The 25,437-nt window shown below is 29.8% G+C and carries 24 protein-coding genes, 1 tRNA gene and 1 other annotated feature; all 25 genes read right to left on the bottom strand.

Going from position 1 to position 25,437, the window contains the following annotated elements; genetic code table 11:
• Positions 1 to 26: 26 nt before the first annotated feature.
• The 25 genes from U9O55_04250 to U9O55_04130 all read right to left on the bottom strand — a co-directional run bounded on the left by U9O55_04250 (position 27) and on the right by U9O55_04130 (position 25,433).
• Positions 27 to 707: an ATP-binding cassette domain-containing protein gene (locus U9O55_04250; GenBank protein ID MEA2089017.1), complete on the bottom strand. Its 681-nt coding sequence runs from the start codon at positions 705 to 707 to the stop codon at positions 27 to 29.
• A gap of 7 nt (positions 708 to 714) precedes the next feature.
• The gene (locus tag U9O55_04245) at positions 715 to 1,728 is read right to left on the bottom strand and encodes a prohibitin family protein (GenBank protein ID MEA2089016.1); all 1,014 of its coding nucleotides are present in this window, start codon (positions 1,726 to 1,728) and stop codon (positions 715 to 717) included.
• Positions 1,729 to 1,953: 225 nt separating this feature from the next.
• Positions 1,954 to 2,024, bottom strand: a tRNA-Gln gene (locus U9O55_04240).
• Positions 2,025 to 2,037: 13 nt separating this feature from the next.
• On the bottom strand, positions 2,038 to 3,615 hold the full coding sequence (dnaX, locus tag U9O55_04235; protein ID MEA2089015.1) for a DNA polymerase III subunit gamma/tau: 1,578 nt from the start codon (positions 3,613 to 3,615) through the stop codon (positions 2,038 to 2,040).
• A gap of 55 nt (positions 3,616 to 3,670) precedes the next feature.
• Positions 3,671 to 4,417: a hypothetical protein gene (locus U9O55_04230; protein MEA2089014.1), complete on the bottom strand. Its 747-nt coding sequence runs from the start codon at positions 4,415 to 4,417 to the stop codon at positions 3,671 to 3,673.
• Positions 4,418 to 4,529: 112 nt separating this feature from the next.
• Positions 4,530 to 5,855: a sigma-70 family RNA polymerase sigma factor gene (locus U9O55_04225; GenBank protein MEA2089013.1), complete on the bottom strand. Its 1,326-nt coding sequence runs from the start codon at positions 5,853 to 5,855 to the stop codon at positions 4,530 to 4,532.
• Positions 5,856 to 5,928: 73 nt separating this feature from the next.
• On the bottom strand, positions 5,929 to 6,270 hold the full coding sequence (locus tag U9O55_04220) for a hypothetical protein (protein MEA2089012.1): 342 nt from the start codon (positions 6,268 to 6,270) through the stop codon (positions 5,929 to 5,931).
• A gap of 12 nt (positions 6,271 to 6,282) precedes the next feature.
• On the bottom strand, positions 6,283 to 6,858 hold the full coding sequence (locus tag U9O55_04215) for a hypothetical protein (GenBank protein ID MEA2089011.1): 576 nt from the start codon (positions 6,856 to 6,858) through the stop codon (positions 6,283 to 6,285).
• A gap of 275 nt (positions 6,859 to 7,133) precedes the next feature.
• Positions 7,134 to 7,577: a 50S ribosomal protein L7/L12 gene (gene rplL, locus U9O55_04210; GenBank protein ID MEA2089010.1), complete on the bottom strand. Its 444-nt coding sequence runs from the start codon at positions 7,575 to 7,577 to the stop codon at positions 7,134 to 7,136.
• A 36-nt stretch (positions 7,578 to 7,613) separates the two neighbouring features.
• Complete coding sequence (gene rplJ / locus U9O55_04205; protein ID MEA2089009.1) at positions 7,614 to 8,135, bottom strand: 50S ribosomal protein L10; 522 nt, start codon at positions 8,133 to 8,135, stop codon at positions 7,614 to 7,616.
• A 9-nt stretch (positions 8,136 to 8,144) separates the two neighbouring features.
• Positions 8,145 to 8,276 (bottom strand) — a sequence feature (ribosomal protein L10 leader region).
• A 14-nt stretch (positions 8,277 to 8,290) separates the two neighbouring features.
• Positions 8,291 to 8,776 (bottom strand): integrase core domain-containing protein, encoded by a 486-nt coding sequence (locus U9O55_04200; GenBank protein MEA2089008.1) that lies wholly within the window; start codon positions 8,774 to 8,776, stop codon positions 8,291 to 8,293.
• 492 nt (positions 8,777 to 9,268) lie between these two features.
• Positions 9,269 to 10,675 (bottom strand): hypothetical protein, encoded by a 1,407-nt coding sequence (locus U9O55_04195; GenBank protein ID MEA2089007.1) that lies wholly within the window; start codon positions 10,673 to 10,675, stop codon positions 9,269 to 9,271.
• 11 nt (positions 10,676 to 10,686) lie between these two features.
• Positions 10,687 to 11,472 carry an undecaprenyl-diphosphatase UppP gene (gene uppP / locus U9O55_04190; protein MEA2089006.1) on the bottom strand — a complete coding sequence of 262 codons (786 nt, stop codon included), beginning with the start codon at positions 11,470 to 11,472 and terminating at the stop codon, positions 10,687 to 10,689.
• A gap of 12 nt (positions 11,473 to 11,484) precedes the next feature.
• Positions 11,485 to 12,207, bottom strand: a complete 723-nt coding sequence (locus U9O55_04185) for an ABC transporter ATP-binding protein (protein ID MEA2089005.1) — start codon at positions 12,205 to 12,207, stop codon at positions 11,485 to 11,487.
• A 16-nt stretch (positions 12,208 to 12,223) separates the two neighbouring features.
• The gene (locus U9O55_04180) at positions 12,224 to 14,137 is read right to left on the bottom strand and encodes an efflux RND transporter periplasmic adaptor subunit (GenBank protein ID MEA2089004.1); all 1,914 of its coding nucleotides are present in this window, start codon (positions 14,135 to 14,137) and stop codon (positions 12,224 to 12,226) included.
• A 163-nt stretch (positions 14,138 to 14,300) separates the two neighbouring features.
• The gene (locus U9O55_04175) at positions 14,301 to 14,990 is read right to left on the bottom strand and encodes a coenzyme F420-0:L-glutamate ligase (protein ID MEA2089003.1); all 690 of its coding nucleotides are present in this window, start codon (positions 14,988 to 14,990) and stop codon (positions 14,301 to 14,303) included.
• A 126-nt stretch (positions 14,991 to 15,116) separates the two neighbouring features.
• Complete coding sequence (gene secF / locus U9O55_04170) at positions 15,117 to 16,094, bottom strand: protein translocase subunit SecF (protein MEA2089002.1); 978 nt, start codon at positions 16,092 to 16,094, stop codon at positions 15,117 to 15,119.
• A gap of 174 nt (positions 16,095 to 16,268) precedes the next feature.
• Entirely contained in the window at positions 16,269 to 17,987 is a 1,719-nt protein-coding gene (gene secD / locus U9O55_04165; GenBank protein ID MEA2089001.1) for a protein translocase subunit SecD, read from the bottom strand.
• A gap of 342 nt (positions 17,988 to 18,329) precedes the next feature.
• Positions 18,330 to 18,521 carry a hypothetical protein gene (locus U9O55_04160; GenBank protein ID MEA2089000.1) on the bottom strand — a complete coding sequence of 64 codons (192 nt, stop codon included), beginning with the start codon at positions 18,519 to 18,521 and terminating at the stop codon, positions 18,330 to 18,332.
• Between the two features lie 190 nt (positions 18,522 to 18,711).
• Complete coding sequence (gltX, locus tag U9O55_04155) at positions 18,712 to 20,154, bottom strand: glutamate--tRNA ligase (protein ID MEA2088999.1); 1,443 nt, start codon at positions 20,152 to 20,154, stop codon at positions 18,712 to 18,714.
• 140 nt (positions 20,155 to 20,294) lie between these two features.
• Entirely contained in the window at positions 20,295 to 20,651 is a 357-nt protein-coding gene (locus U9O55_04150) for a Bro-N domain-containing protein (protein ID MEA2088998.1), read from the bottom strand.
• A gap of 7 nt (positions 20,652 to 20,658) precedes the next feature.
• On the bottom strand, positions 20,659 to 21,078 hold the full coding sequence (locus U9O55_04145; GenBank protein MEA2088997.1) for a hypothetical protein: 420 nt from the start codon (positions 21,076 to 21,078) through the stop codon (positions 20,659 to 20,661).
• A 218-nt stretch (positions 21,079 to 21,296) separates the two neighbouring features.
• Positions 21,297 to 22,220, bottom strand: coding sequence for a magnesium transporter CorA family protein (locus tag U9O55_04140; GenBank protein ID MEA2088996.1), 924 nt, complete (start codon positions 22,218 to 22,220; stop codon positions 21,297 to 21,299).
• Between the two features lie 7 nt (positions 22,221 to 22,227).
• Positions 22,228 to 24,012, bottom strand: coding sequence for a DNA primase (gene dnaG, locus U9O55_04135; protein MEA2088995.1), 1,785 nt, complete (start codon positions 24,010 to 24,012; stop codon positions 22,228 to 22,230).
• Positions 24,013 to 24,089: 77 nt separating this feature from the next.
• Positions 24,090 to 25,433, bottom strand: a complete 1,344-nt coding sequence (locus U9O55_04130) for a hypothetical protein (protein ID MEA2088994.1) — start codon at positions 25,431 to 25,433, stop codon at positions 24,090 to 24,092.
• Between the last annotated feature and the right edge of the window lie 4 nt (positions 25,434 to 25,437).

Genomic DNA, 25,437 nt, shown 5'->3' with positions numbered 1-25,437 from the left:
TTCCTCTTTAATTTTTATTTTTTAATTTATAAAGTGTATTTCCCTTTTTTCTTATCACTTATAATTTTTCCTCCTTCCATCACAATAACTCTTTTATTTAATGAATCAACTATATCTTGATTATGCGTTACTAAAATAATAGTAGTGCCAAAATCATTTATTTTCAAAAGCAAATCAACAATTTCTCGCGCGTTCACTGAATCCAAATTTCCAGTTGGTTCGTCAGCAATCAAAAGTTTTGGGCGATGCACTAATGATCGCGCGATTACAACCCTTTGCTTTTCCCCCCCAGAAAGCTGAAAAGGATAACGATCGCCTTTATCATCAAGCCCTACTATGCTCAATGCTTGCGGAACTGTTTTTTTTATTTTTTTTCTATGGATTCCGCACACTTCAGAAGCAAAAGCAACATTTTCAAAAACAGTTTTTTGCGATAAAAGTTTAAAATCCTGAAAAACAACACCGATCTGCCTGCGCAAAATTGGAATTTTATTTCTTCTAATATTTGTAATGTCCCATCCGCCGACAATAACACGCCCGTTTGTCGGACTTTCTTCAGCAATTAAAAGTTTTGCCAAAGTGCTTTTGCCGACTCCGCTTTGACCGACGATAGAAATAAATTCTCTCGGCTTAATATGCAAATCAATATTTTCAACTCCGACTATATTCGGCGGATAAATTTTGGTTATATTTTCAAATTTTACCATAAAAATATTATAATCCTTTAAACATTGGCATCCCCGTAGACGGATTTACTGGAATATAAATTGTTCCTTCGCGGTCTTTAAGATCCTTAATATAAAGATAATTCAAATAATTTGTTGTTAGACTTTCATTAATAATTTTTTGCGCGTCGCGCTGGCCAGCTGCTTCAATTCTTTTTCTTTCAGCTTCTTTTTCTTCTTTTTGCAGAATAAAATCATATCTTTGCGCCTCTTGCTCGGCAGTTAATTTTTCCTGAATAGCGTTTGAAAGTTTTGTCGGCAAATTTACATTACGCAATAAAACTTCTTCAATAACAATCCCTCTGGGATTAATATCACTTTTCAATTTTTCCAAAATTTGTCCCGCGGCTTCCTGCCTTTTTTCTGAATAAATATCTTTTGCTTCATAATTGGCGATTATTTCTCTTATACCGCTTCTAATGCTTGGGCGGATTATTTTTTCCACATAATTAAGTCCGACGTTTTTAAAAATGTTAGATGCCATGTTTTCTTCCAAATGATACAAAATTGTCATATCTAATTCAACCTCCAGCCCTTCCTTAGTCAAAGCTTTAATAGCGTCTGTCGCTTTAACCTGACCTTCGCCTTTAACAATACTCATTGTGTATTCTTCAGTTCTAATGCTCATTTTTGTAACCATAGCTAAAGGATTTTTGAAATGAAGACCAGATGACATTTCTTTGTCGCGGACTTTTCCAAAAAGATGAAATACTCCTGTTTCGCCGGCGGGAATAATCACGACTGAAAAAATTCCAAATATTAACAAAAACACGACAATTAAAACAGCGACTCCTCCTTTTTTAAATTGTTTTGGATCAAAATTCATATTTGAATCCATATTAATCACATTTTCTCTGTCCATAATTTTTTTCTTGCCGGCAATTTTTATAATTAATAAAATAATGCCCGCAATAATTAAGAAAGGAAAAATATTTTTTCCCAACATAGAAATTAAAATAAAAAGAATGATTAAAAGAGCTAAAGGATGTATTTTTCTTTGCATAAAATGCTTTTTAAAAAAATTAATGTTTAAATATAAAAGAAAAAGCTATAGCAATTAACAAAAAAATAACAGCTAATATAAAAATCACTAATATAATTCTATTTGAACTATTTCTAATATCCATAAATTAATTATTTGAATTATTCTTATTTTTTATAATAACATATTTTATCGTCAACAACAACTTTAATTTTAATTTGCCATAAAACACAAAAATTATATTTGCTCGGGGACAGGGATTTGAACCCCGATTAACTGGACCAGAACCAGCCGTCCTACCATTAGACGATCCCCGAATGACATATTTTTCTACTTTGCGATGTCATCTCCAAAAACTTCATTCATTGCGTCTAAAATATTTTTATTGCTATTTTTTGAATTATCATTTTTTATTTCTTTATCAAAAACAGGGTCAATTCTAACTAAACATCCGACATTTTCTTTGATTATATTTTCAATAATAGTTTTATTTTTCAATTCTTTTATTTTCTCTTGATGAAATTTAAACTGAAAAGCAAGGGTTAAAATATTTTTGGAAATTTTCCGCAAAACGCTTGTTCTTAATATAGAAGATAAAGAATTATTATATTTTTTAATTCCGTCTATTATGCTTGACCAATTAAATTGAATATCCTGTATTCTGATTTCTTTTTCTGGATTATCAATTTTTTTATTATCTAATAAATTATTTTTGGTTTTTGATCCTTCGGCTTCACCCAGAACATGCTTCTGATTTTTGATTTTTCCATTGTCACGATTTTTTTCTATTTCTATATTTTGTTTTTTATCACTGCCAAACAACAAACAAATTTCAATTACTGCCATTTCTAACGGCAATTGAATAATTTTCGCTGATTCTATTTCTAACAAACGCTTATTAAATATTTCAATCATTAAACAAATCTGTTTTTCATCTAATTTCTGGCTGAAACCATCAACCTTTTTTTTGTTTTCATTATCAAATTCTCTGCTGAATTCTTCTAAGTTTGGATCAATCTTATACAATAAAATTTTTCTCAATAATTCAATTAAACTTTGCGACAATATTGGCAAATCAACTCCTTTACTTAAAGAATTATTAATTAATTCAATGCTTTCTTTCGCGTTGCCTTTTATCAAAAATTCCATTAATGAAAAAATCAAACCTATGTCTGTTGTCGGAATAATTGCCCCTGCCTGCTCTTTTGTTATTTTTTTGTCGCCTAATATTAAAATCTGGCTTAGCAAGCTTTCAGCGTCGCGCAAACATCCCTCTGAAATATAAGCGATATTTTTTAAAACATCTATATCAACTTTTACTTTTTCGCTATCGCATATTTTTTCCAAACATTTTAAAGTATCGTTAAAAGATATTTTTTTAAAATCAAATCTTTGGCATCTGGAAATTATAGTCAGCGGAACTTTTTGTATTTCCGTTGTTGCTAAAATAAAAATTATATTTTTTGGCGGTTCTTCCAAGGTTTTTAGCAAAGCGTTAAACGCTGATGTTGAAAGCATATGCGCCTCGTCAATAATAAAAACCTTATGCTTATTCAACGCGGGGGCTGTTCTAGAGACAGAAATAATATTTTCCCGAACATTGTCAACTCCCGTGTGCGAAGCCGCGTCAATTTCTATTATGTCTAAATCGCTTCCAGCGTTAATTGATTTACAGCTCGCGCATTTGTTACATGGCTCAAATTCTCCTGCTTTTCTTTTTTCGCAATTCAATGATTTTGCTAAAATTCGCGCTAAAGTTGTTTTGCCGATTCCGCGCGGTCCGACAAATAAAAAACTATGAGCAACTTTGTCCTTTTTGATTTCTTGCGTTAATATTTTTTTTATATGCTCTTGTCCGACAACTTCAGAAAAAAAACCCGGCCTGTATTTTTGGTATAAAACAGCCATAAAAATAAAATTATTAGGATGGTTAAAATTATTAGAATAAAATAATCAATTAAATTTATGCTTTTTTCACTATATTTTCCACAGCCGCCCATTGGCTTTTATGTTCCTTGGGAATTAAAATAATTATTTCATCCCCTACTTCGCCTTTAAAATATGTGACTGACGCTTTTAAAATTTTCCATCTGTCTCCGTCCTCCATAGCGTAATATTGATTATTTTCTTTGTTTTGAATTAAAGCGCAGAATACTCTTTTCCGCTCAATTGGCCCGATCTGTTTATAAACAAAAGTTCCGTCAGAATCAATAATCAGCTTTAACACGTCTCCTTCCACTAATTTTGATTTTGACGCGTAATTTGACGAAATGCTATAACGTTTGCCGTCTGCCCCCACCATTTCTTCGCCGTTAAAAACTCCTTCTATAATTTTTTGGCCTTCTGTTTCTTTCGTTTCAGCTAAATCAGCTTTTTTCTCCTCATATTGTGAAAATTCTGTTTTGCCAGGTAAGCCATGAACACTTTCTAAATACTTTAAGGCTTGCTTTGCTTGGCTTTCTATTTTTAAAAGCTGAATTTTAACATACTCTATTTTTTCGTTAATATCATCATTTTTGCCTTTATTACTGTCTTCTTTTGTTCGATCTGATAAATCATCTTCCTTATTTTTATCCGTTGATTCGTCTTGCTCTATTTTTAATTCACTTTTATTGAAATCATTTTCCTCTTTAATTTCTAATTCTTCTTCTAACTCTTCATTTAATTTTATTTCTTCGTCTAAAATTTTATTTTTGTTTTGATTTTGCATATTTTTGTTTTTAAAAATTAATTAATTTTAATATATTTTCTTTCCATTACTTTTTGCGTTAAATTCCGCGTTAATCCTATCAAGGAAAAATTTTAATAAATTCTTGCGCGATTTATATATAATCTTTTAACTTTTCAACTCCTTCTATCTCGCCCATTTTTTTTAATGATTTTGCTTCAATTTGCCTGATTCGCTCTCTTGTTACGCCAAATTCCTGCCCGACCTCTTCTAATGTATGAGTAACTCCGTCAGTCAAGCCAAAACGCATTTCTAATATTTTTTTCTCCCTTGGAGATAGCTCTTTTATAACATCTATTACATACTTTTTCAATAATTGCAAGCCTGCCGCTCTGTCAGGAGCGATTGTTTTCACATCTTCAATAAAATTTTCTAAAGTGCTGTCATCATCATCATCGCCTACTGATGTTTCCAAGGAAATCGTATCCTGTGAAATTTTTATAATATGCTGCACTTTTTCTAAATCCTCTCCCATTTCAGCCGCGATCTCTTCAGGTAATGGCTCCCTTCCAAGCGTTTGAATTAATTGCCTTTGCGCTTGCTTAAAACGATTTATAGTCTCAACCATATGCACTGGAATTCTTATTGTTCTTGATTGATCCGCTAAAGAACGTGTAATTGCCTGGCGGATCCACCATGTGGCGTATGTTGAAAATTTATATCCTTTTCTATATTCAAATTTTTGCACTGCCCTAAAAAGCCCTATATTTCCTTCTTGAATCAAATCCAATAATGATAACTTTCTGCCAGTAAATTTTTTGGCAATGGAAACAACCAGCCTTAAATTCGCTTGCAAAATCTTCATTTCAGCCGCTGTATCGCCTTTTTCTTTCTTTTTTGCCAGTTCAATTTCTTCTTCTTGGCTTAAAAGAGGAACTTTCCCTATTTCGCGCAAATACATCTGAATAGAATCAGCAGAAATTATTCCTAAATCAAATTTTTTATCATTATTGCTTGTTCTAATTTCCGCAAAAATTTTATTTCTTTCATCCTCCTTTCGCAATATACCCCCTAAATTATCAACAATTTTTATGCCGGCAATTTCAATTTTTTCCAAAAAATCCTCCACAAAATCAATATAATGCTCCATATAAGGAAAAATATAAAATATTTCCTTTTCAGTAATAAAACCTCTATTTTTAACTTTGTGAAATAATTCGTCAAGTTTTTCTTGCGCTGGCTTTACTATTTCAATCTTTGGCATTACTTTTTTTACTTTCTGTTTTTTAACAGCTGTTTTAACAATTTTTTTCTTAAGGATTTTGCTTTTTTTAACAATATGTTTTATTTTTTTTGTCTGATTCTCTTTCTTAACAATTTTAACTGTTGGTTTAGCTTTAACTTTTTTAACAAGTTTAACAGTTTTAACTTTTTTATTTTTAACTTTTGAATTTGTTTTAACTTTTGTTTTTTTAAACATAAATATATTAAACAAAAAATATTTAAAATAAAAATAATTATTTTAATTCTGATAGTTGCTTCAAATTTTAATTCTATAAATCGCTGTCAATGTAACTTTGACCAGCTCTTCTCTCCTCTCGTAATTTATGTCTGTGAAAACTTTCTATTCTCCAATCAGGATCTTCGTTGTTATTTCTTTTTTTTATTACATTTTCTATCTTTTCAAATAATCGCGGTCTTAAAGGCAATGAAATATCTTTTCTATTAAACACCTTAACGCAATTATATCCCAAGCTTTTTTTATCTTTAGTTCGCGCGCGATCAATTTCTGCTTTAACCTCTATGCTTAATTCTTCGGTAAGATCATCTAAGCTTTGCTCTGTTATTTTCCCATCTTCATTCTGAGATAAAATATTTTCAAATTTTTTTGCCATAAAACAAAATAATTATCTTTTTAATTTTATATCATAACAAATTTTTTCTATTTTTCTAAGATTATTTTTGGCTTGATCGTATTTAACGCGGATATATCCTGTTAAATTAAATTTAATCAGTTCCTTAATAATTTCCTCTATAATTTTTCTCAGCCTAAAAACTTCTTTATTTTTCCCTTCAGAAGCCATATTAACTCCTTTTCTGACAAGTTCACCTGTTAAATCGCATAACCCTCCAAAATAACTTTCAAAATTAATCTCTATATCTTTTATCAAATCCAACTTTTTTTTAGCCAAAACAATGCTAAAAAATTTTGCTTCTATAAATTCCTCTTGCGCGGCTTTTAAACTTCCCTCATATAAAAGATGCGCGTTCTTTTTTACAAAACGCTGATCAATGCTTTTTAAACCTTCTTCTGCTTGTTTTAATAATCTTTTTCCATCTTTTATATCATCCCTATGAAAAGCAAAAATTGCCTGTTTGGAAGCTGACAAAATAACATTTGTTTCTTTGATTAAAATATTCCGCGATCTGCTGTAATCGCTATGTTTTTCTTTTAAATGCTGGAATAGCTTTTTGTTAATCATAAAAATTGCGTTTATTTTTTTAAATTTAAACTCATGGTTTGTCATCCTGAACTTCTTGCCTGCTGGCAGGCAAAGATTCAGAATCTACAAAAAAGATGGCGGATTCTAAAATAGTACTGAATTAAATTCATCATGACATTATTCAAAATGACAAAAATTAAAATATAAAACCCAATATTAATTCTTCCTTTATTTAATTTACCATCTTTATAAAAATAAGTCCAATAAAAAAACTTCTATATCATAATATAAAAGTTTTTTTATTTTTGGAATTTTTATTTCAAAGTTACTTTTGCTCCGGCTTCTTCTAATTTCTTTTTCATACCCTCAGCGTCAGCTTTCGCAACTCCTTCTTTTATAACTTTTGGAGCGGCGTCCGCTAAATCTTTCGCGTCTTTTAGCCCAACTTCCGTAATCTCGCGAATAGCTTTAATAACCGCGATTTTATTTCCGCCAGCCTCAGTTACTTCAACATCAAAAGCTGATTTCTCTTCTGCTGCTTCACCAGCTTCTGCTGATTGAGCTACTGGAGCGGCCATCATTGGAGTTGCTGCTGAAACTCCGAATTTTTCTTCTAAAATTCCGACAAGTTCCGCTAAATCTAAAACACTCATCTTTTCAATTTCTTCAACAATTTTTTTAAATTTTGTTGGAACTTCAACCTTAGTATCTGCTAATTTTTTTTCCACTGATTCTTGTGGTTTTTTTTCTTCACTCATAAATTTTTTTTATAATATTAATATTAATTATATAATTTATTTTTTTTCTTTAATCGCATTTAAAACTTGAACAAATCCTCTTAAATTTCCTTTTAAAACATTTACAAAACCGCTCACAGGCGCGTTTAAGCTTCCAACCAATTTAGCGTATAATTCTTGTCTTCCAGGAATATTGGCTATCTTTTTTATCATTGATAAATTTACAATTTCGTTTTCAAAAATCCCACCCTTGATAATTACCGCCTCATTATCTTTCGCAAATTTACTGACTATTTTAGCTCCAGTAATTTCATCACAATAAGAAAAAATTATCGCCACTTCATTTGAAAAAATTTCTTTTTCATCTGTTTTTAAATTTAATTTATCTAAAGCTATACTCAGCAAAGTTTTTTTCGCGACCAAATATTCTAAATCATTTTTTCTGCATAAATTTCTTAATTGTTCGGAATCATTAACGCTTAAGCCGTTAAAACCAACAAAAACCGCTGCTTTTGATATTTTAAGCTTATCAATTATTAAATCTAAAATTTGTTTTTTTTGATCTTTATTTTTAGGCATACTATTTATAAAATTAATAAAAAAACCGCGTAATAATCGCAGAAATTTAAATAAAACAAAAAATAATGTTTAATTTTAAACCTCAATAGGAAATTAAGCTTTATAAGCGCCTATTATCTGCGGTTATTATTATATTAACAAAAAATAAATAAAAGTCAAGCAAATATACAAGATGAGCACATAGGTAACACTTTTGAATATTCCATCGGGGTTTTGTAATTTAAAGATTTATGCGGTCTGTGAAAGTTATATTCAATAAGCCATTCAGTAAAATTTTTGTTAAATTTAGTTGCATCAGTTGTAAAATTTCCCAAATCAATAAATTCAGTTTCTAACGTTTGATTAAACCGTTCATTGTCAGGATTGCCTTTTGGAGTTCTCACTCTTGAATAGTATTGCTTAATTTTTAATTCTTTACAAGCTTGTTTAAAATACTTTTTAAATTCAGTCCCGTTATCATGCCAGACTCTTGGAATATTTCCATCTAAAAAATAATTCAAGCGATAAAGAAAGTCTCTGCTGTTTAAAGTGCTTTTTGTTTTATACATTCTTGCGTAAGCGAATTTGCCGGATTTGTCAATTTCGGTAAAAATATATCGTTTTAGCCCGTTCCAATAAATTATAATTGTGTCTAAACAAATAATATAGTTAGCTGTTTTCTTATAATTGAGTTATTTCTCTTTGCCTTGTTTTTTACGGAGCTTTTGATTTATCTTGCAAAAGATATATTGTATAAAGATTATTTTCATCAAACTTCTTAAACCATTTATAAAATGTTTTTCTTAAAATTCCAAAATGTCTTGCTATTTTAGACGCATCCTTTTCTGATTTTTCAAAATAATATATAATCCATTCTAATCTGTTTATTGCTTCTCTAGAAACTTTTAATATTTTAGTTACCTTTTTCCATCGTTCATATTTGTTTAAAAGTTTAATTGATTTGAATTTTAAAAAAGACCATTCATTTTTTAATTCTCTGATTTGATAAGTTTTTTAATAATACATATTAATACATAAATTATGATTTAACACTCTATTTTGCCTGATTTTTTAATTTTAGGCAAATTTAGAGTGTTACCTATGTATCTCATCTTTTACAGTCATTGCTTTTTTTATCTTTAATTAGCAATTGACTAATTATTGTTTTGATTTAATTTCCCCTGCCCCAAAGGATTATAATTATTTTGAATTTCGTCATAATCTGAATATCCGTCTCCATCAGTATCAGGACTGATTATGCTTGTACCGTAAAATTTTTCCTCTTCATCAGTTAATCCGTCGTTATCTGTGTCAATAAAATCTTTCTTTGGTATTCCAGGTTGCTTGAATATTACTTGTCCTATTTTCCCCATTTCTAATTTTATTTCTTCTATTAAAGATTTAGGATCAACAGGCGGTACAATATTTAGAGGCTTGTTAAAATCTGAATAAAGCAAATCTCCGCTGATTTCAACATTCGCAAAGTCTTTTGGCATTTTTTGTTTATTAACTTCTATCTTCGCGAAATCAAGCTGGAAATTAAATTTTGATTTTCGCAAATAAAAATCTTTTTTATCTATCCAAAACTCTATTTTTGTTGTTTGAATTATTTCATATAAATTGTTAATAAAAGAATTGAATTTTGGGTTATTTATAACTTCATCAAATTTTTCATTATCTATTTTTTCTTCTATAAATGTTTGTCCTATTATTTTTATAAATCCTTTTATAAATTTATCTAAATTATTTTTATTTACGCTTGTTTGATAATGATAACATTTTTTATTGTCTATTTTTTCGTCTTTTAATCTTTTATCAACTGAAATCAATTCATTATCTTTTATTAATTTATTTATTTTTTTCGCAAGCTCTTTTATTTTCTTGCTGTTTTTTTCAAAATCAAAACTTTCTGAATCTGTTTCTACGCCTGCTTTTTCCATTTTCTGTTTTTGAAATTCCTGTAATTCTTCTATATCTAATTCATACCATTTATTACTGAATTCTCCAAACATTGGAGCAACTAAAATCGGTAATTGATTTATTTTAAAATAAATTTTTTTATCAACAACTTTTGTCTCGCCTTTAACGCTCATTGCCATTCCGCCAATATCAAAATTAAAATCAAATTCTGTTTCGTTCTTTAAATTATTTTTGTCTCTATTATCACTCGCCCCAGATAAAAAAATATTATATTTAAAATCCGTTGGACCATCGCCAAGTATCGGCATATTCATATTATTATCAGGTATTGGCAAGATACCCATATCATCAAAAGCCGAAACGCTTTTGCCTAAAACTTTTGGTTTCGCGCCGTTGTTTAAAAATGACAAAGGGCTATTTTCCATTTTAGACGGATCCATACGCATTTTAACAGCAATATTTGTTTTATACTTTACTGTTTTCAGATCGCTCATTTTGTCCATCATTAAACTGATTGCTTTTTCCGGCTTTTTTTCAAAAAATGGAATTGTGATTTCTTTTTTTAAAAACGGAACATAACATCCGCTTAATCCGATTGTGAGCGTAAAAAGAAAAATACTTAAGAATAATTTTTTTCTCATAAAATTATAAATTAAAAAATTAAAAATAGTAAAATTATTAGCGCTAAAATAAATCTGTAATAAGCGAAAATTTTTAATGAATATTTTTTTACAAAAGAAATAAAAAATTTAATGGCGAAAAATGACGATAAAAATGAAAAAATAAAAGCTATTAACAATATATAAATATCTTGTTTCGGCAAACCGCTAATATCTAATTGAGGAATTTGTGTTATTGAAGCGCCTAAAATTATTGGAGCGGAAAGCAAAAAAGAAAAACGAACAGCTGTTTCACGTTTTAAATTAAAAAACATTCCAGCTGTTATCGTAATTCCAGATCGTGAAACTCCCGGAATTATCGCCAATGCTTGCGCAAAACCAATTATTAAAGAATTTTTCCAATTTAATTTATCTAAATTATACAATTTCTTTCCTATTTTTTCGACTATTAGAAACAAACACCCGCCGATTATTAAAGTTATAAAAATAGTATGCAAAGAACGAAAATTATTATCTATCAAATTTTCTAAAAAATATCCTGCGACAGCGGCTGGAATTGTCGCTAAAATTATTAAATATGGCAATCTGTTTTTATCTTGTTTAAAAAAAGATTTGCATAATTGAAAAATATCTTTTTTAAAAAAAATAATAATAGCCAAAAATGACGCAAGATGCAAAAAAACATCAAACGCAAGTTCATTATTAATCGGCAAGTTTATTATTTTATGGAATATTATTAAATGAGCCGAACTTGAGATTGGAATAAATTCAGTCGCTCCTTGGATAATTCCAAAAATTATAGCGTAAAAATAATCCATAAAAATATAAACCTATTTTAATACTTCGCCGTCTTTCGCAAATCTTCTGTGCTCCACATTTTGGTCAGAAACAATTTTCCCGTCAACAAGATAAATTATTCTTCTTGCGTGTTCAGAAGTGTAAGTTTCGTGAGTAACCAGAATTATTGTTTTCCCTTGATTATTCAGCTCTTGTAAAATTCTCATAATTTGCACGCCTGACTTAGAATCCAAATTGCCTGTTGGCTCGTCAGCAAAAATAATTTCAGGGTCGTTAACCAAAGCGCGCGCGATAGCGACCCTTTGTTTTTCTCCTCCTGACAATTGGTTTGAAAAATAATACAAGCGATGTCCCAAGCCGACTATTTCTAAAACTTTTTTTGCTTTTTCATTTAAATTTTTCGTGTCATTGCTGTAAATAAGAGGCAATTTTACATTTTCTATAACAGTTGTCCTTGGCAAAAGATTAAAAGATTGAAAAACAAAACCTGCTTTTTTATTACGCAATTTCGCCAATTCATTATCTTCTAAATCAACAACGTTTTTGCCAGCAAATTCATATTTGCCTGATGTTGGCTTGTCTAAAAATCCTAAAATATGCATTAAAGTGGATTTTCCGCTTCCTGAAGGCCCCATAATCGCCACAAATTCTCCTTTGTTAATAAAAAAAGAAACACCGCGCAAAACTTTTGTTATTATTTCTTCATTGCGGTATTCTTTTTTTAAATCTTTAACATTTATGACTGGAATTGACATTTTAAAATGTTTAAAATTACTTTTTAATTGAAACAACTACATCCTGCCCTTCCATCAAACCTGAAATTATTTCTATTACACCGCCGTCTCCCCTAATGCCCGTCGCGACTCTTGTTTCCCTTACATCTCCATTTTTTAAAATTTTAACAATTTTGTTGCCATCTTTTTCTATAATCGTTCTTTGAGGAATAAACAGCGCGTCTTTTCTGCTTTCAGCTAAAATGTCAATATTAGCTGTCATACCTGAACGAATTGATTTGCCGTGTCTATCATTTAAAGCGATTTTTATTTTATAATATATCACATCTTGAATTCTTGTTTCAGCAGGATCAATAAAAAATAGATCGCCTAAAAACTTTTTATCATCTCCAAAAGCGTCAAAAGTTATATTAACAGGCTGGCTGATTTTAATTTTGCTAATGTCAGTTTCTGATACATCTGCTTCAATAATAAGCTGTTGCGAAATCATAACAGCGAAATTAGTTGAAATGGAGATGTTTTCACCTAACTCTCCGTTAATATTAATTATTATGCCGTTGCTTGGAGCTTTTAATTTAGTTTTTTCTAAATTCTTTTTTGCAAGACTTAACGCTGCTTGAGCTTGAACAACTTGAGCTTCTAAACTGGCAACATCAACCTTTCTTGGAGGCGCCTTTTTAAAGTTATAAGAAGCTTTTGCTGTTTCTAAAGCTTTTGTTTTTAATTCTATTTCTAATTCCGCGCTATTAATAAAATTTTCAACATCTATCTTTGTTGTGCTTAAATTATGTTCAGATATTTCTTTTGATTTTTGCGCTTTCTCATAATTACTTTTTGCTATATCATAAACGGCTTGCGCTGTGTCAATATTATATTTCTGAGAAATTTCAGCTGAATTTAATGCCTGTTTTTTTGTCTGTAAATTACTCGCTTCTGTGTTAATTCCTGTCCTGCCAGTGTCAATGGTTGATTTAAAAGCGCTTAACATTGTTGATGTTAAATTAGATGATACAACAGAATTATTCAACAAAACTCTTGTTTTCAACAAAGCAGTATCAATTAAACGCAAAGCTGAGTCAATATCATCAGCGACCGATTTTATTTTTTCAGAAGAACTATTTTCTTCTAATCCAATAAATTCCTCATCAACAACAATATAATTATTTTTTGCGATTCTATAAGCTGTTTGCGCGCGTTCAAGACTTGTGCTTTTTAAAATACCCAAAGACGATTCAAAGCTGTCATTTACGTCTTCGTCATCCACGCCAAGAATTTCATCCATGTCAATCAAGTAATCATAAATTTTCAATAAATTTTTTTCCATAGTAACCTTTAATGCTTCGTACGCGCTATCAACTGATTGTTGATTCTGTTCAACAATATTTGACAAACTAATCTCACTATTATCCATATCTATTTGAGATGACAGCAAAGAAAGTTCTGAATTTTGCAAATCCAACTCTGCTTTTCTTATGTCCTCTGCCCCAGAAGCCTCTGTATTTGTTAAATTTGTTTTAGCAATTTTTAAAGCTACCTCCGCTGAAGCTACGTTAGTTTCAGCCACTCTTATGTCTTCCAATGTAGCTCCCGCTCTTTTCAAATTCAAATTCGCTTGAGCCGCGTTTAATGACGCTTCTGCCTCTTGAACCTGTATTTTTTCATCATTAGCTGATAACTCAGCTATAATATCTCCATTATTCACGCTATCGCCGACATTAAAATTAATTTTTTCTAATTTTCCGTTTATTTCAAAATGAAGATCTGTAATTATGTCTGATACTATTGATCCCGTGACAGAAACTGTATTGATTATATCTCCTTTTTTAACTTTCGAGGTAACGTAATTTATTTTCTCATCAACTAAAAAATACTTAGCGCCAACCGCTCCTCCAATTAAAAGAATAATGATAAAAATAATAAATTTTTTATGCCTGCCAAAAAAAAATTTCATAAATAAATATAATATATTAAAAAGTAATAAATAAAATTAAATTAAAATTGTCGTTTAATTAATTTTATAACATTTTAAAAAAAATTCAAGATAAATTTTAAAATAGATTTTTTATCAAATTGCTTTTTAATCTATGAATTTAAATAAGGAAAGGATTAGATTATTATATTCTTCGCAAAATTCCCATTGGAGTTGATTCGTCGCACTGTCCCAAAGGATTATCAATCAAGGCCTTGCTTAACATTTTTTTAGAAATTCCCTTGCTTGCTCCTAAAATTCTTATTCCTAAATCATTAGCGTCAATAATTGCTGTCTTAATGTGAAATTTTTCTTCAATTTCTTTGATAACTTTTTGTGGATTTTCAGGACCTTTGCTAGCGTATTCATTATAAGGAGGAATCGCGTAAGGAACAGGTCCATCTATAGATCTTGCGCCATCACCGGCAATAAAATAAAAAACTCCCTTAATTTTAAACGGCTTGGTTATCATAGCGCAAAAAGCGGCGAATAAAATCCGCAAAATTCCAACTTCCTGTATTGCCAAGTGCATTGTTTCAGGCATCGCCAACCCTATTCCTCCGGGATTTCTGTAAACAAATCTGCTTAAAAAAGTCGCTAATCTTGTTGGTTTAATATCTGAAATTCTATAAGAACGCCCCTGCGTGACAGCAATAACTTTTTCGCTTATAAAAAGTATATCATTATCTTTAATATAAGGCAAGGCGTATTTTTTTATAGAATCAAATACATTATCGTCTGGTTTTATCAAATTTGTTTTAATTGGAAAACGGCTAAACTCGCCATACTTAGTTTTAATATTCAATTTTTTGTTCGGATTAGGACAAAAATTCATAAAATTAAAATTAAAAATGTAAAATAAACTTTCTTTTATTTATTCTAACATATTTTTTATTTTAATAAAAACAAAAAAATGGCTATTCAAAATTGAATAGCCTGTTTATTTATTTTAAAAATCAATTTATTTTTTATTTATTTTTTCCCAAACAGCCAACAACGGGCTTGCCAAAAAGATTGAAGAATATGTTCCAGAAATAATGCCCGCTATTAATACCAGCACAAAACTTTTTATCGTGTCTCCTCCAAAAAATAACAAAGAGAAAAGAACTAACAGTGTAGTAAGAGATGTATAAAAAGATCTTAATAAATTTTGATTTACGCTTTTGTTAATTGTATTTTCAAAATTATAATCATAATTTTTTAAATTTTCCCTGACTCTATCAAAAATAACAATTGTATCATTTACTGAATATCCTAAAATCGTAAGCAATGCCGCGACAAAAGGAGTGTTAATTTCTATTGAACAAAATTTTCCTAAAAAAACAAAAATGCCGACTACGATAATAATATCATGAAAAAGAGCAACAATAGCTATTACTCCATATTTCCATGAAGATATAGGATTAGAAACTTTTCTAAAAGCCCACGCAATATAAAGAATAATAACAACAAGCGCGATCATAATAGCGTAAATTGTTTTTTTCTTTAACTCCTGCCCGATAACAGGACCAATTGAATCAAAGCGTTTTTCAATTATTTTATTACTTCCCCCACCTGTTTCAATAGATTCTATTATTTCTTCTTTTTCTATTTCTTCAACATCAGCCAAGTCTTTATTTTTTTCTTCTGATTTATTATTTTCTCTCAATCTGTTTAAAATATTTTGATGCTCTTCCTCGCTCACTGACTTAAAACGCAACAACATAGATTTATCTCCAATTGGCTGGACAACAACATCTCCTAATTCTAAACTGGCCAATTTTTCTTGAATTGCGCTTATTCGAGGCCTGTCATCAACATATTCAATTTCCAATAAACTCCCGCCAGTAAAATCAATTCCAAGATTCAATCCCCAAAATCCAAAAGCAAAAATACTTACGGTAACTAAAATACCTGAAAGAATAAAATATATTTTTCTATAATTTATAATATTTATCATAAATGAAGTTGATAAATTCCCAGTCAATCCACAATCAAGTTGAGGATGACAATACTGAGAATAACAGCTATTTGTCATTCCGTGCTTGACACGGAATCTATTTTAAAATTTACAGATTCTGAATCAAGTTCAGAATGACAATGTTAAAAAATATTAAGAATGATATGTAAAAAATTATTTTCTTGTAAAACCTTTTAATAAAAACATAGTCACAACAACCGCGCTGAACATACTCATTAATATGCCGATGATTAAAGTAATTGCGAAACCCTTTACCATACTCGTGGAAAACCAAATCAAAATTAAACATGTAAGCAGTGTTGAGATATTTCCGTCGCGAATTGATGTCCATGCCCTTGAAAATCCGTCATCAATAAGTCTTAGCCCTGTTTTGCCTAAATGTTTTTCCTCTTTCATCCGTTCAAAAATTAGAACGTTCGCGTCAACAGCCATTCCAATTGACAGCACTAATCCCGCTAATCCCGCTAATGTTAAAGTAATTCCAAACAGTTTAAATAAAGACAGAGTAAAAACAGCGTAAATAATTAAAGCTATCGCAGCAACTAATCCTTTTAACCTGTAAACAATCAACAAAAAAATTATTATCGCGCAAAAACCCCAAATGCCAGCTTTTAAACTTTTGTCTAAAGATGCTTGCCCTAAACTTGCTCCAACAGTATTCTGGCTGATTAAAGTGATCGGAACAGGCAAAGCTCCAGCATTCAACCTTTGCGACAATTTTTTCGCTTCTTTAATGTCAAAACCTCCAGAAATAACAGCTCTGCCGTCGCGAATCTGTTCATTAACAACAGGTATACTTAATGGCATTCCATCTAAAAATATCGCAACCTTTTTGCCAACATTTCTTTTTGTGATCTCAGAAAATAAATCTTTTCCTTCGTCATCAAATATCAGTCCTACTTCTGGCTCATTTGTGTTAGGATCAAATTCAACTTGGCTTTTCACAAGCTGTTTTCCTGAAAGACCTGTGTTTTTCCAAGGATCAACAGGAGGCACAAAATCAGCCTCTAATTTTGTTCTAATCAAAATATGAGCTGACCTAACTTCCGTGTTGTCAACCCCGTCTGGCTGTATACCGCCTTTTATTTCTTCTTTTTTAATAATATGATAACCAAATTGAGTTTTTATTGGCTCTTCTGTTATTTTTCCTACTTCTAAATCTCCGAAAATGGCTTCTTCAAATTCAGGCACCATCATTCCTTTTTGGGCAAACCCCAGCTCCCCGCCTTGTTCTTTACTGCCTGGATCCTCAGAAAATTCTTTAGCCAGCTCTCCAAAGTCTTCTCCTCCATTAATTTTTATAACAATATCTTTTGCTGTTTCAAGAGCTTTATTATTAAATTCTTTCATCTCTTTGCTTTCTTTTTCTGTTAATTCGCGGGAAGGCTCATGATTTTCTTCTTTAAATTCTAAAATCGGAGTTTCCCCAATCATTTTAATTGCTTGATCAACATTATGCACGCCAGCTAACTCAACAATAAGCCTCCAATTATCGCCTGAATGATTGGTTTGCACTATTGGTTCAGAAACTCCAAAGGCGTTAACTCTTCTTTCAATAACATCTCTAACCCCTTCTAACGCCAAACCCTGTTCGCTTGTTTCGCCTTCAATCTTTAAAACATCAGCTTCATATACTAAGTGCGTTCCGCCCTGCAAATCAAGACCTAAACGAAAAGGCGTTTTAATAAAATGCGGAAAATTCTGACCTATCTTAGGATTTAGCCAATCAATAATTTTATCATAATAATTCGGCGTTACATAACAAAAACAAAAAACAGCGACAATAATAATTGCCAATACTGTAAGGCGATATTTTCTTCTGTTGCTTTTTTCTCCTCTGTAAACTAATTTTGAAAATATATTTTTAAACATATAAATATAATGCGAATCCGCGAATTTATGCGAATGACACGAATAAGATATAATTCGAATTAAAATTACAATTTTTTAAAAAAATTACAAATTACAATTTTCAAATTCCAAATAAATTACAATAACCAAAATTCAAAACTTTTAAATTCAAAACATCTAATTTAAACTCCGAGCATTATTCTACGATAACAAAAAAAATTATTTATTTAGGCTAATAAATATTATCCAAACTTATTAAATATATGAATTTAATACACAAAAAAATAAAACTTAAAGCAATATATTTTTTGCTTCTTAATCTATTAATACAATAATATCAAAAAAATTTGATGTCAAGATAATCTATTTTTTAATTTTTTTTGACTTTATTTTTTTAAAAGAAATTTCAATTCCCGTTTTTTTTATTTCCCAAACCAAAGGATCTTCATTAACAAAATCGCGCGGATGGTAAGGATGTGGTTCAATAATTGCGTCTATATTATACGATTTTAGCAGAAGATAACGCATCGCGTCAAATTGATTTTTAAACTTCAAAGAAATAACACATAAATCAATATCACTCCATTTATTTTAAACCCCTTTAGCGTAAATAAACGTTTTTTCAATAGATAAACCATCGTCTTTAAGATATTGAAGATAATTAAAAACAAAATTTTTTATTTTTTTAGATATTGTTCTTTTAGCCATAAATATAATTTTTTTGAGATATGCTCGTTAATCAATTTTACATCAATTTTTCTATTCCTATTTTAATTCTTTTTATACATTCTTCTTTTCCTAAGATAAAAGCGATTTCAATGGCGCCACCTGGAGTAAACTGTTTTCCGCTTAAAGCGATTCTGATCGGCCAAAGCACTTGTCCATTTTTACATCCAATCTCTTCTACTAAATTCAAAAGTTTTTCTTTTATTGTTTCCTGATTCCAATTTTTTATATTTTCTAAAACAGAAATTGATTTTTCAAGAGCTTTTAAAGAAATTTGTTTGTCTGTTTTCATTTTTTTATTCACAAACAAATCAATATTGTATTTTTGGAGATTGTTAAAAAATTCTATCATTTCTGGAATATTGCTTAAAATTTCTGTTCTATTTTGCAAAATTCTGCTTATTTCAAAAAAATCCAAATCTTTTTTAAATTCTTTATAATATGGTAAAGCCATTTTATGGAATTCCTTCAAACTTTTTTTCCTAATATGCTCGCCATTTATCCATTTCAATTTATTAATATCAAAAACAGCCGAACTGACCCCCATTCCTTTTAATGAAAATTCTTTTACCAGCTCTTCCAAGGTAAAAATCTCTCTGTTATCTTTTGGATGCCAACCTAAAAGCGCTGAAAAATTTATTAACGCTTCTGGAAGATAGCCTTTTCTTCTGTAATCTTCAACAGTTGTATCCCCGTCTCTTTTGCTTAATTTTCCACCGTTTGGACTCATTGTCAAGGGAATATGAATAAATCTTGGCGATTGCCAGCCAAACGCTTTATAAAGCAGAATATTTTTAGGAAACGACGGAATCCATTCAGCTCCCCTGATAACATCTGAAATCTCCATTAGATAATCATCGACAACGCTGGCAAACTGATAAGTTGGAATTTGATTTGCTTTCATTAAAATTTGATCTTCTAATTCTTTATTGTCAAATTCTATTTTTCCTCTTAATTCGTCAAAAACTTCTGTTTTCCCTCCTAACGGCATTTTTTGTCTGATAACAAATTTTTCTCCTGATTTTATTTTTGCTTCAACTTCCTCTGGCTTCAAATTTCTGCAATGATTGTCATATCTTGGCGCTTGTTTATTTTTGATTTGTGTTTCACGCAATCCTTTTAATCTATTTTCAGAACAAAAACAATAATAAGCTTCTCCTTTTTTAAGAAGTTGATCAATATATTTTTTATAAATATCAAGCCGTTCAGTCTGAATATAAGGACTAAATTTTCCACCAACAACAGGACCTTCGTCAAATTTTATTCCCAGCCAATCTAAAATTTCAATTAAATTTTTTATTGCTCCTTTTATTTGCCTTTTTTGATCTGTATCTTCAATCCGTAAAATAAAATCCCCCCCCTTGCTTTTTGCCAAAAGATAATCAAAAACAACAGTTCTTACACTGCCTATATGTAAAGACCCAGTCGGGCTTGGAGCAAATCTTGTTCGTATTTTTGTCATAAAATTAATAATAAATTAAAAAATTATTATAATTAATTTCGTCAAATATGACATTTTTAAATGATATTAACACAAATTATTTTAATTTTTTTTAGTTCCTGATTTTAACCCTTTCTAGTCTAATGCTTTAAAATTATTTTTTAAAACAATGGAACGACCAAGTCTCTTTCTTTTGCCAACCAACGCTTAAATGGTTCGGCTTTGGGTGATGGGATTGATTGAATAATTCGAAAAATTCCTTCTGTATTGGCGCATTTCATCATTTGTTTTCCGCCTCTTGTATCAATTAAAAGGGGGTGTTCAATTTGAACCCACCCTCCAGCCAATTCTTCATCTCGATTCAACATATTTTTTAAATACTGCTTAGGGTTAGTTGAATCCGTTAATGCTTCAATGACATCAACAATAACAAACCACCATTCATTATTATAAATAGTCTTTCTTATTTTCTTACCTTTAAATATAGCGATTTTAGTTGTAATAATTTTTTTTGGCATAAATAATCTAAATCTTTCTTAGTTGATGAATATTTTTATAATATTTCTTCAATTCTGTTTCCCAATTATTAGGAAATAAACCCTTGCTTATTGAATTAATCTCTAACCAAAAATTTCTAATGCCACAATCTGTTCGTGTCTTTCCCCTTTTAGGAACACCTTTAATCCATTTACTATGTGAAATTTTAATAATTTCGTTTACTCTTATACTTGGAACTATCCAAAAATCTGGCTCCGTTTTGAATTCATTTAATTTTATAAATATGTAGTAAAAATTTTTAGCTCCTCCGATTTCGTCTTTTTTAGAAAGAGGAAATCTTTTTATATTATCAAGTATTCTAGTTTTAACAGAAATTTTTAATGTTTTACCGCTTGTGTTGATAGTTATAATATCATATTTTTCCGCTCTGCCCAAAGTTATAGTCACTACAAAATCTTCTGCTCATAATCTTGAGGCAATATAATATTCTCCTGCATTTCCTATATTTTGTTTTGCATATTATTAATTATTTATGGCGAAGCCAGATATACCATATTATTTAAACTTATTATTTTAATTTAATTAACAAAATGAATCATAAAATTTCTTCGTCATTTCATTTTAGCTTTGCTTAAACTCTATTCCTCGCAACGACAAAAAATCAATCACAGCCTTTTTTTGAATATAATAAAACCAACTAAAACAATTCCCATAATCAAAAAATTTACAAGCAGTAAAATCCAAAAAATATTTTCGCTACCTGAAAACGGAAGCCTAATATTCATTCCGTAAGCGCTGGCAATAATCATTGGAATTGTTAAAAAAACAGTCAAATATGTCAAAATCTGGATAATTTGGTTTAATCGCATAGACAAAACAGTTGAATAACCTTCCCTAATATTATTTATGGTTCTCAGATTTGTTTTGCACAGATCCAAAACCTGCTCTCCGTCAACCAGCAAATCGCTAATTAAATTTTTGTCTTTTTGATATAAGTCAATATAATTATGGCTTAAAATTCTTTTAATAACATTTATATTCGGAACTAATGAAGAAATAAAATTATTCAAAATTTCCTCTATTTCTATTAGATGAAAAACATCCTTTTTACTAATTTTTTGTATATTTTTCTTTTTTGCTTGCACATCTTTTGTTATCGAATTTATATTTTTTTGATAATAATTGATTATTGACAAGCAAATATTTATTAAAAAATTTGAACGCTGGGTTGTGTAGACTTCTATCTTTTGTCTTTTTAAATCATTAATTATATCTGTTTCTTCCAAAGCTATGGTCGTAATATTTTTATCATTTAAAATAATTGTTAAAGGAGAAGTTGAATAAATATTATCTTTTTTTACTGTCACTCTTAAAATAACAATTAGGTTTTTATTTTCAATTTTAATTCTTGGAAGTTCATTGCCGTCCAAGCAATCCTGCATTGTTTCTTTGAAAATATTAAAACGCCTGCCAATATCATTGGCTTCATTTTCTATCGGACTGACAACAGAAATCCAGCTATGAACTTCATAATTTTTTATCTGCCTCAGCTTTTTCTGCTGAATTGAATTTTTGTATATTTTAATCATATTTTGATTATTCTAACTCCAATAATTTTTTATCTAATAAAAAAGCTTCCTGCAATAATTCGTCAACGATCTCGCTGTCCTGCTCTTCTGCTTTTCTTATTTTGTTTTCTAAAATTTTCTTTTGTTTTATAATATAAAATTTTTGCAATTTTTTTAAATGTTCAACTATATATTCTTTTGCTTCTTTTTTGTCAAAATCTGAAAAATCCTTTTCAGCTAACAACAAAAATTCTTCGCAAAAATAGAATAACTGCTCATTGCTTTCTTTAAAGCTATCAATAAAATCTTCTGAGTTTCCCATTATTTTTTTGTTTTTGTAAAAATCAAAAAATTTTTCGTAAATCTTAATTAAATCTGAACTAATAAAAATTTCTTTGTCTAAATTGCTTTTAAAACAACTCGCGCTATCAGGGTATTTTAACAATAAAGCAATAATCTGTTCCGCTAATTTTAGACTTCCATCCTTTTTAACGGCAACAACTTGCTCATTTTTTACAACAGTGTTTGCGCGTTTTTCTTTAATATTTTCTAAATCTTCTCTTAAACATTCTTCGTCAATACCTAAAATTTGCGACAATTTTTTTATATAATAATCTTGCTCTATTTTGCTGGGAACGATAGCAAGAATTTTCATAAAATTCAAAATTGATTTTTTGCCTTCAACACTATCCATATCAAATTTATCTAATGCTTGCTTAATATATTTTTCTAAATATGGCATTGCTTTTTTAATCGCGTCTTTCCATTCTTTTGGATTTTTTCTAATACAATCATCGGGATCTTGTCCGTCAGGCAAATAAATTGCTTTTAAATTTGCTCCTGTTTTAAAAGCTTCGGAAAAAACAGCTATTTGACTACCTTTTCTAAAAGCATTATATCCCGCTTGATCTTCATCAAAAACTAATAACAAATTATCAGAATATCTTTTTAAAATTTTAATTTGCTGTTTAGTCAAAGCAGTTCCAGAAGTTGCCACAACATTGTCAACCCCCGCCTGATGAGATGAAACCATATCCATTTGTCCTTCAACTAAAATAATTTCGTTTTTTTTGCGCGCGCTATTTTTAGCTTTGTCTAATCCGTATAAAATTTCGCTTTTATTATAAATTTCTGTTTGCGGACTGTTAATATATTTTGCGTTGTCTTCTTTATTTAAAGCTCTTGCGCTAAATCCAACTGTTTGTCCGTGCAAATTATTTATTGGAAAAATTAAACGATCGCGAAAACGATCGTAATATCTATTATCTTTTTTAACAACAATTCCAGCCAAAAAAATATCTTCTATTTTATATCCTTTTGATTTTAAAAAATTTAATGACTTATCCCAAAAATTAGGAGCGCATCCTAATTCAAATTTTTCAATTGTTTCTTTTTTAATTCCTCTTTTCTCTAAATATTTTCTTGCGTTTTCAGCCGAATGCGAATTTTGTAAAATATAATGAAAAAATTTTTTAGATAATTCATTTATATCTAAAAGTTTATTTTTTAAATTAATTGTTTGTATATTTTGTTGCTTTATTTCAATCCCTGCTTTTTTCGCCAATAATTTTAAAGATTCATAAAATTCCAACCCTTCAATTTTCATTATAAAAGTAAAAATATCTCCACCTTCTCCGCAACCAAAACAATGCCAATATTGTCTTTCTTGGCTTACTAAAAACGACGGTGTTTTTTCATTATGGAAAGGGCATAAGCCTTTCCAATTACTTCCAGCTTGAGTTAATTTAACATATTCAGCAACAACCTCCACTATATCCAATCTTGATTTTATTTCTTCAGTGGTAGAAGACATATATTTTATTTGTAATTGATAATCAATCTGGCAACAGCTTTAATAAATTTAAAAAAATAAAAAATTGAAAATTGATTTTAATATTGCGGATATTTTTCGCTCTTTTTGCTAATTTTTTCTGGATTGCCAAACACTATTTTTTCTATGTTAAACAAACCAAATTTTTCAGCTTTAAAATATCCGTTAATAGCGGCTTCAACAAAAATCCCGCCTTCAAGCCAATCAAATAGCCATTCATTAGTATGTTTTGGATTTTGCTGTTGAATCCCGGCTCCGATCGCCATCAGCCATTTTTTATTAAACTTTTCTTGAGAACCGATCGGACTTGACATAATAATCGGAATTCCCAAAGCAACATAAAAACTAAGCTCGCTCGGCTTTGTCCAAAGAATGTCTGTTTTCCTTAAAACTTGATTAAATTTTTTAAAATATTTATTTTTATCAGAAGCAAAAATTATTTTTATGCCCTTGCCTAGTTCAGCTCTCAGCCCTAACTTTTGAATATTTTCTTTAAAAAACTGATTTACATGGTTATGAATCCCAGCTATTAAATTTACTTGAATTTTTCTGTTTTTAATTTTGTCTGCTAAGCTTTTTACGATAACAATCCCTAAATCTCTTTGCGCTCCAGCTCCTCCAACAGCAAAAGTCAATGACAATATTCTTTTTTTATGATAAAAAAAATTTTTCTTTCCCAACTCCTTTATAATACTTCCTTTGTATTTGTCAATACGCTTATGCTTCGGATCTAAATTAACCAAACGGCTTCCAAGATCGCGTTTCAAAATATCCAAATTTTTATTTCCCAAATTTTCCAAAGGCAAAGGAAAACCGCTTAAAAAAATTCTGTTTGCAGGAACGCCATAAAGCTTAAGGCGTTCAATAACACGATGGTTTGGCGCCAAATATTTAATTTTGCTGATGTTCGGCTTATAAGGCGCCCATGCTCTGCTAATATCAGTGTCGCAAACCAATATATAAATATCATTGCTAAAATTATGAATCTCCGCCATATAAGCTGGCACAAAAAAAGAAGTAACCAAAGGAATATTTTTCTTTTTTAATTTTTCAACAAAATGTTTTCCCCAGCCCTTTTTGATTAAAGAAATAGTACTCAAAAGCTGAAGATTAGGTTTAGACAAATCTCTTTTTGGATAAAAATGAGAAATTGACTGGAACCTGTCAAAAATATTAAAAACGCGCTTTCCAATCAAAGGAAAATTCTTAAAGCGCGAAATAAAATTATAAAATTTTTTGCTCTGGCGCCAGCTTTTCAAATCTTTTTTTGGTATGCCTTTATAACTATTAACATTAATAATATCTCCACTATAAGCTAATTTTTCTAAAGGATAAGCCGCGCGTTGATGCCCATACCCCATATCAACGGCAATAAGCCATATTTTTTTATTTTTGCTCAACATATAT

The sequence above is a fragment of the Patescibacteria group bacterium genome, assembly GCA_034660655.1.
Classification (GTDB): domain Bacteria; phylum Patescibacteriota; class Patescibacteriia; order JAACEG01; family JAACEG01; genus JAACEG01.
This window is presented reverse-complemented; position numbering and strand designations above follow the sequence as displayed.

Bases quoted from the DNA above. Each gene is read 5' to 3' on its own strand.
- U9O55_04250 (MEA2089017.1), bottom strand. From the start codon at position 707: ATGGTAAAATTTGAAAATATAACCAAAATTTATCCGCCGAATATAGTC.
- U9O55_04245 (MEA2089016.1), bottom strand. From the start codon at position 1,728: ATGCAAAGAAAAATACATCCTTTAGCTCTTTTAATCATTCTTTTTATT.
- dnaX (MEA2089015.1), bottom strand. From the start codon at position 3,615: ATGGCTGTTTTATACCAAAAATACAGGCCGGGTTTTTTTTCTGAAGTT.
- U9O55_04230 (MEA2089014.1), bottom strand. From the start codon at position 4,417: ATGCAAAATCAAAACAAAAATAAAATTTTAGACGAAGAAATAAAATTA.
- U9O55_04225 (MEA2089013.1), bottom strand. From the start codon at position 5,855: ATGTTTAAAAAAACAAAAGTTAAAACAAATTCAAAAGTTAAAAATAAA.
- U9O55_04220 (MEA2089012.1), bottom strand. From the start codon at position 6,270: ATGGCAAAAAAATTTGAAAATATTTTATCTCAGAATGAAGATGGGAAA.
- U9O55_04215 (MEA2089011.1), bottom strand. From the start codon at position 6,858: ATGATTAACAAAAAGCTATTCCAGCATTTAAAAGAAAAACATAGCGAT.
- rplL (MEA2089010.1), bottom strand. From the start codon at position 7,577: ATGAGTGAAGAAAAAAAACCACAAGAATCAGTGGAAAAAAAATTAGCA.
- rplJ (MEA2089009.1), bottom strand. From the start codon at position 8,135: ATGCCTAAAAATAAAGATCAAAAAAAACAAATTTTAGATTTAATAATT.
- U9O55_04195 (MEA2089007.1), bottom strand. From the start codon at position 10,675: ATGAGAAAAAAATTATTCTTAAGTATTTTTCTTTTTACGCTCACAATC.
- uppP (MEA2089006.1), bottom strand. From the start codon at position 11,472: ATGGATTATTTTTACGCTATAATTTTTGGAATTATCCAAGGAGCGACT.
- U9O55_04185 (MEA2089005.1), bottom strand. From the start codon at position 12,207: ATGTCAATTCCAGTCATAAATGTTAAAGATTTAAAAAAAGAATACCGC.
- U9O55_04180 (MEA2089004.1), bottom strand. From the start codon at position 14,137: ATGAAATTTTTTTTTGGCAGGCATAAAAAATTTATTATTTTTATCATT.
- U9O55_04175 (MEA2089003.1), bottom strand. From the start codon at position 14,990: ATGAATTTTTGTCCTAATCCGAACAAAAAATTGAATATTAAAACTAAG.
- secF (MEA2089002.1), bottom strand. From the start codon at position 16,094: ATGATAAATATTATAAATTATAGAAAAATATATTTTATTCTTTCAGGT.
- secD (MEA2089001.1), bottom strand. From the start codon at position 17,987: ATGTTTAAAAATATATTTTCAAAATTAGTTTACAGAGGAGAAAAAAGC.
- gltX (MEA2088999.1), bottom strand. From the start codon at position 20,154: ATGACAAAAATACGAACAAGATTTGCTCCAAGCCCGACTGGGTCTTTA.
- U9O55_04150 (MEA2088998.1), bottom strand. From the start codon at position 20,651: ATGCCAAAAAAAATTATTACAACTAAAATCGCTATATTTAAAGGTAAG.
- U9O55_04140 (MEA2088996.1), bottom strand. From the start codon at position 22,220: ATGATTAAAATATACAAAAATTCAATTCAGCAGAAAAAGCTGAGGCAG.
- dnaG (MEA2088995.1), bottom strand. From the start codon at position 24,012: ATGTCTTCTACCACTGAAGAAATAAAATCAAGATTGGATATAGTGGAG.
- U9O55_04130 (MEA2088994.1), bottom strand. From the start codon at position 25,433: ATGTTGAGCAAAAATAAAAAAATATGGCTTATTGCCGTTGATATGGGG.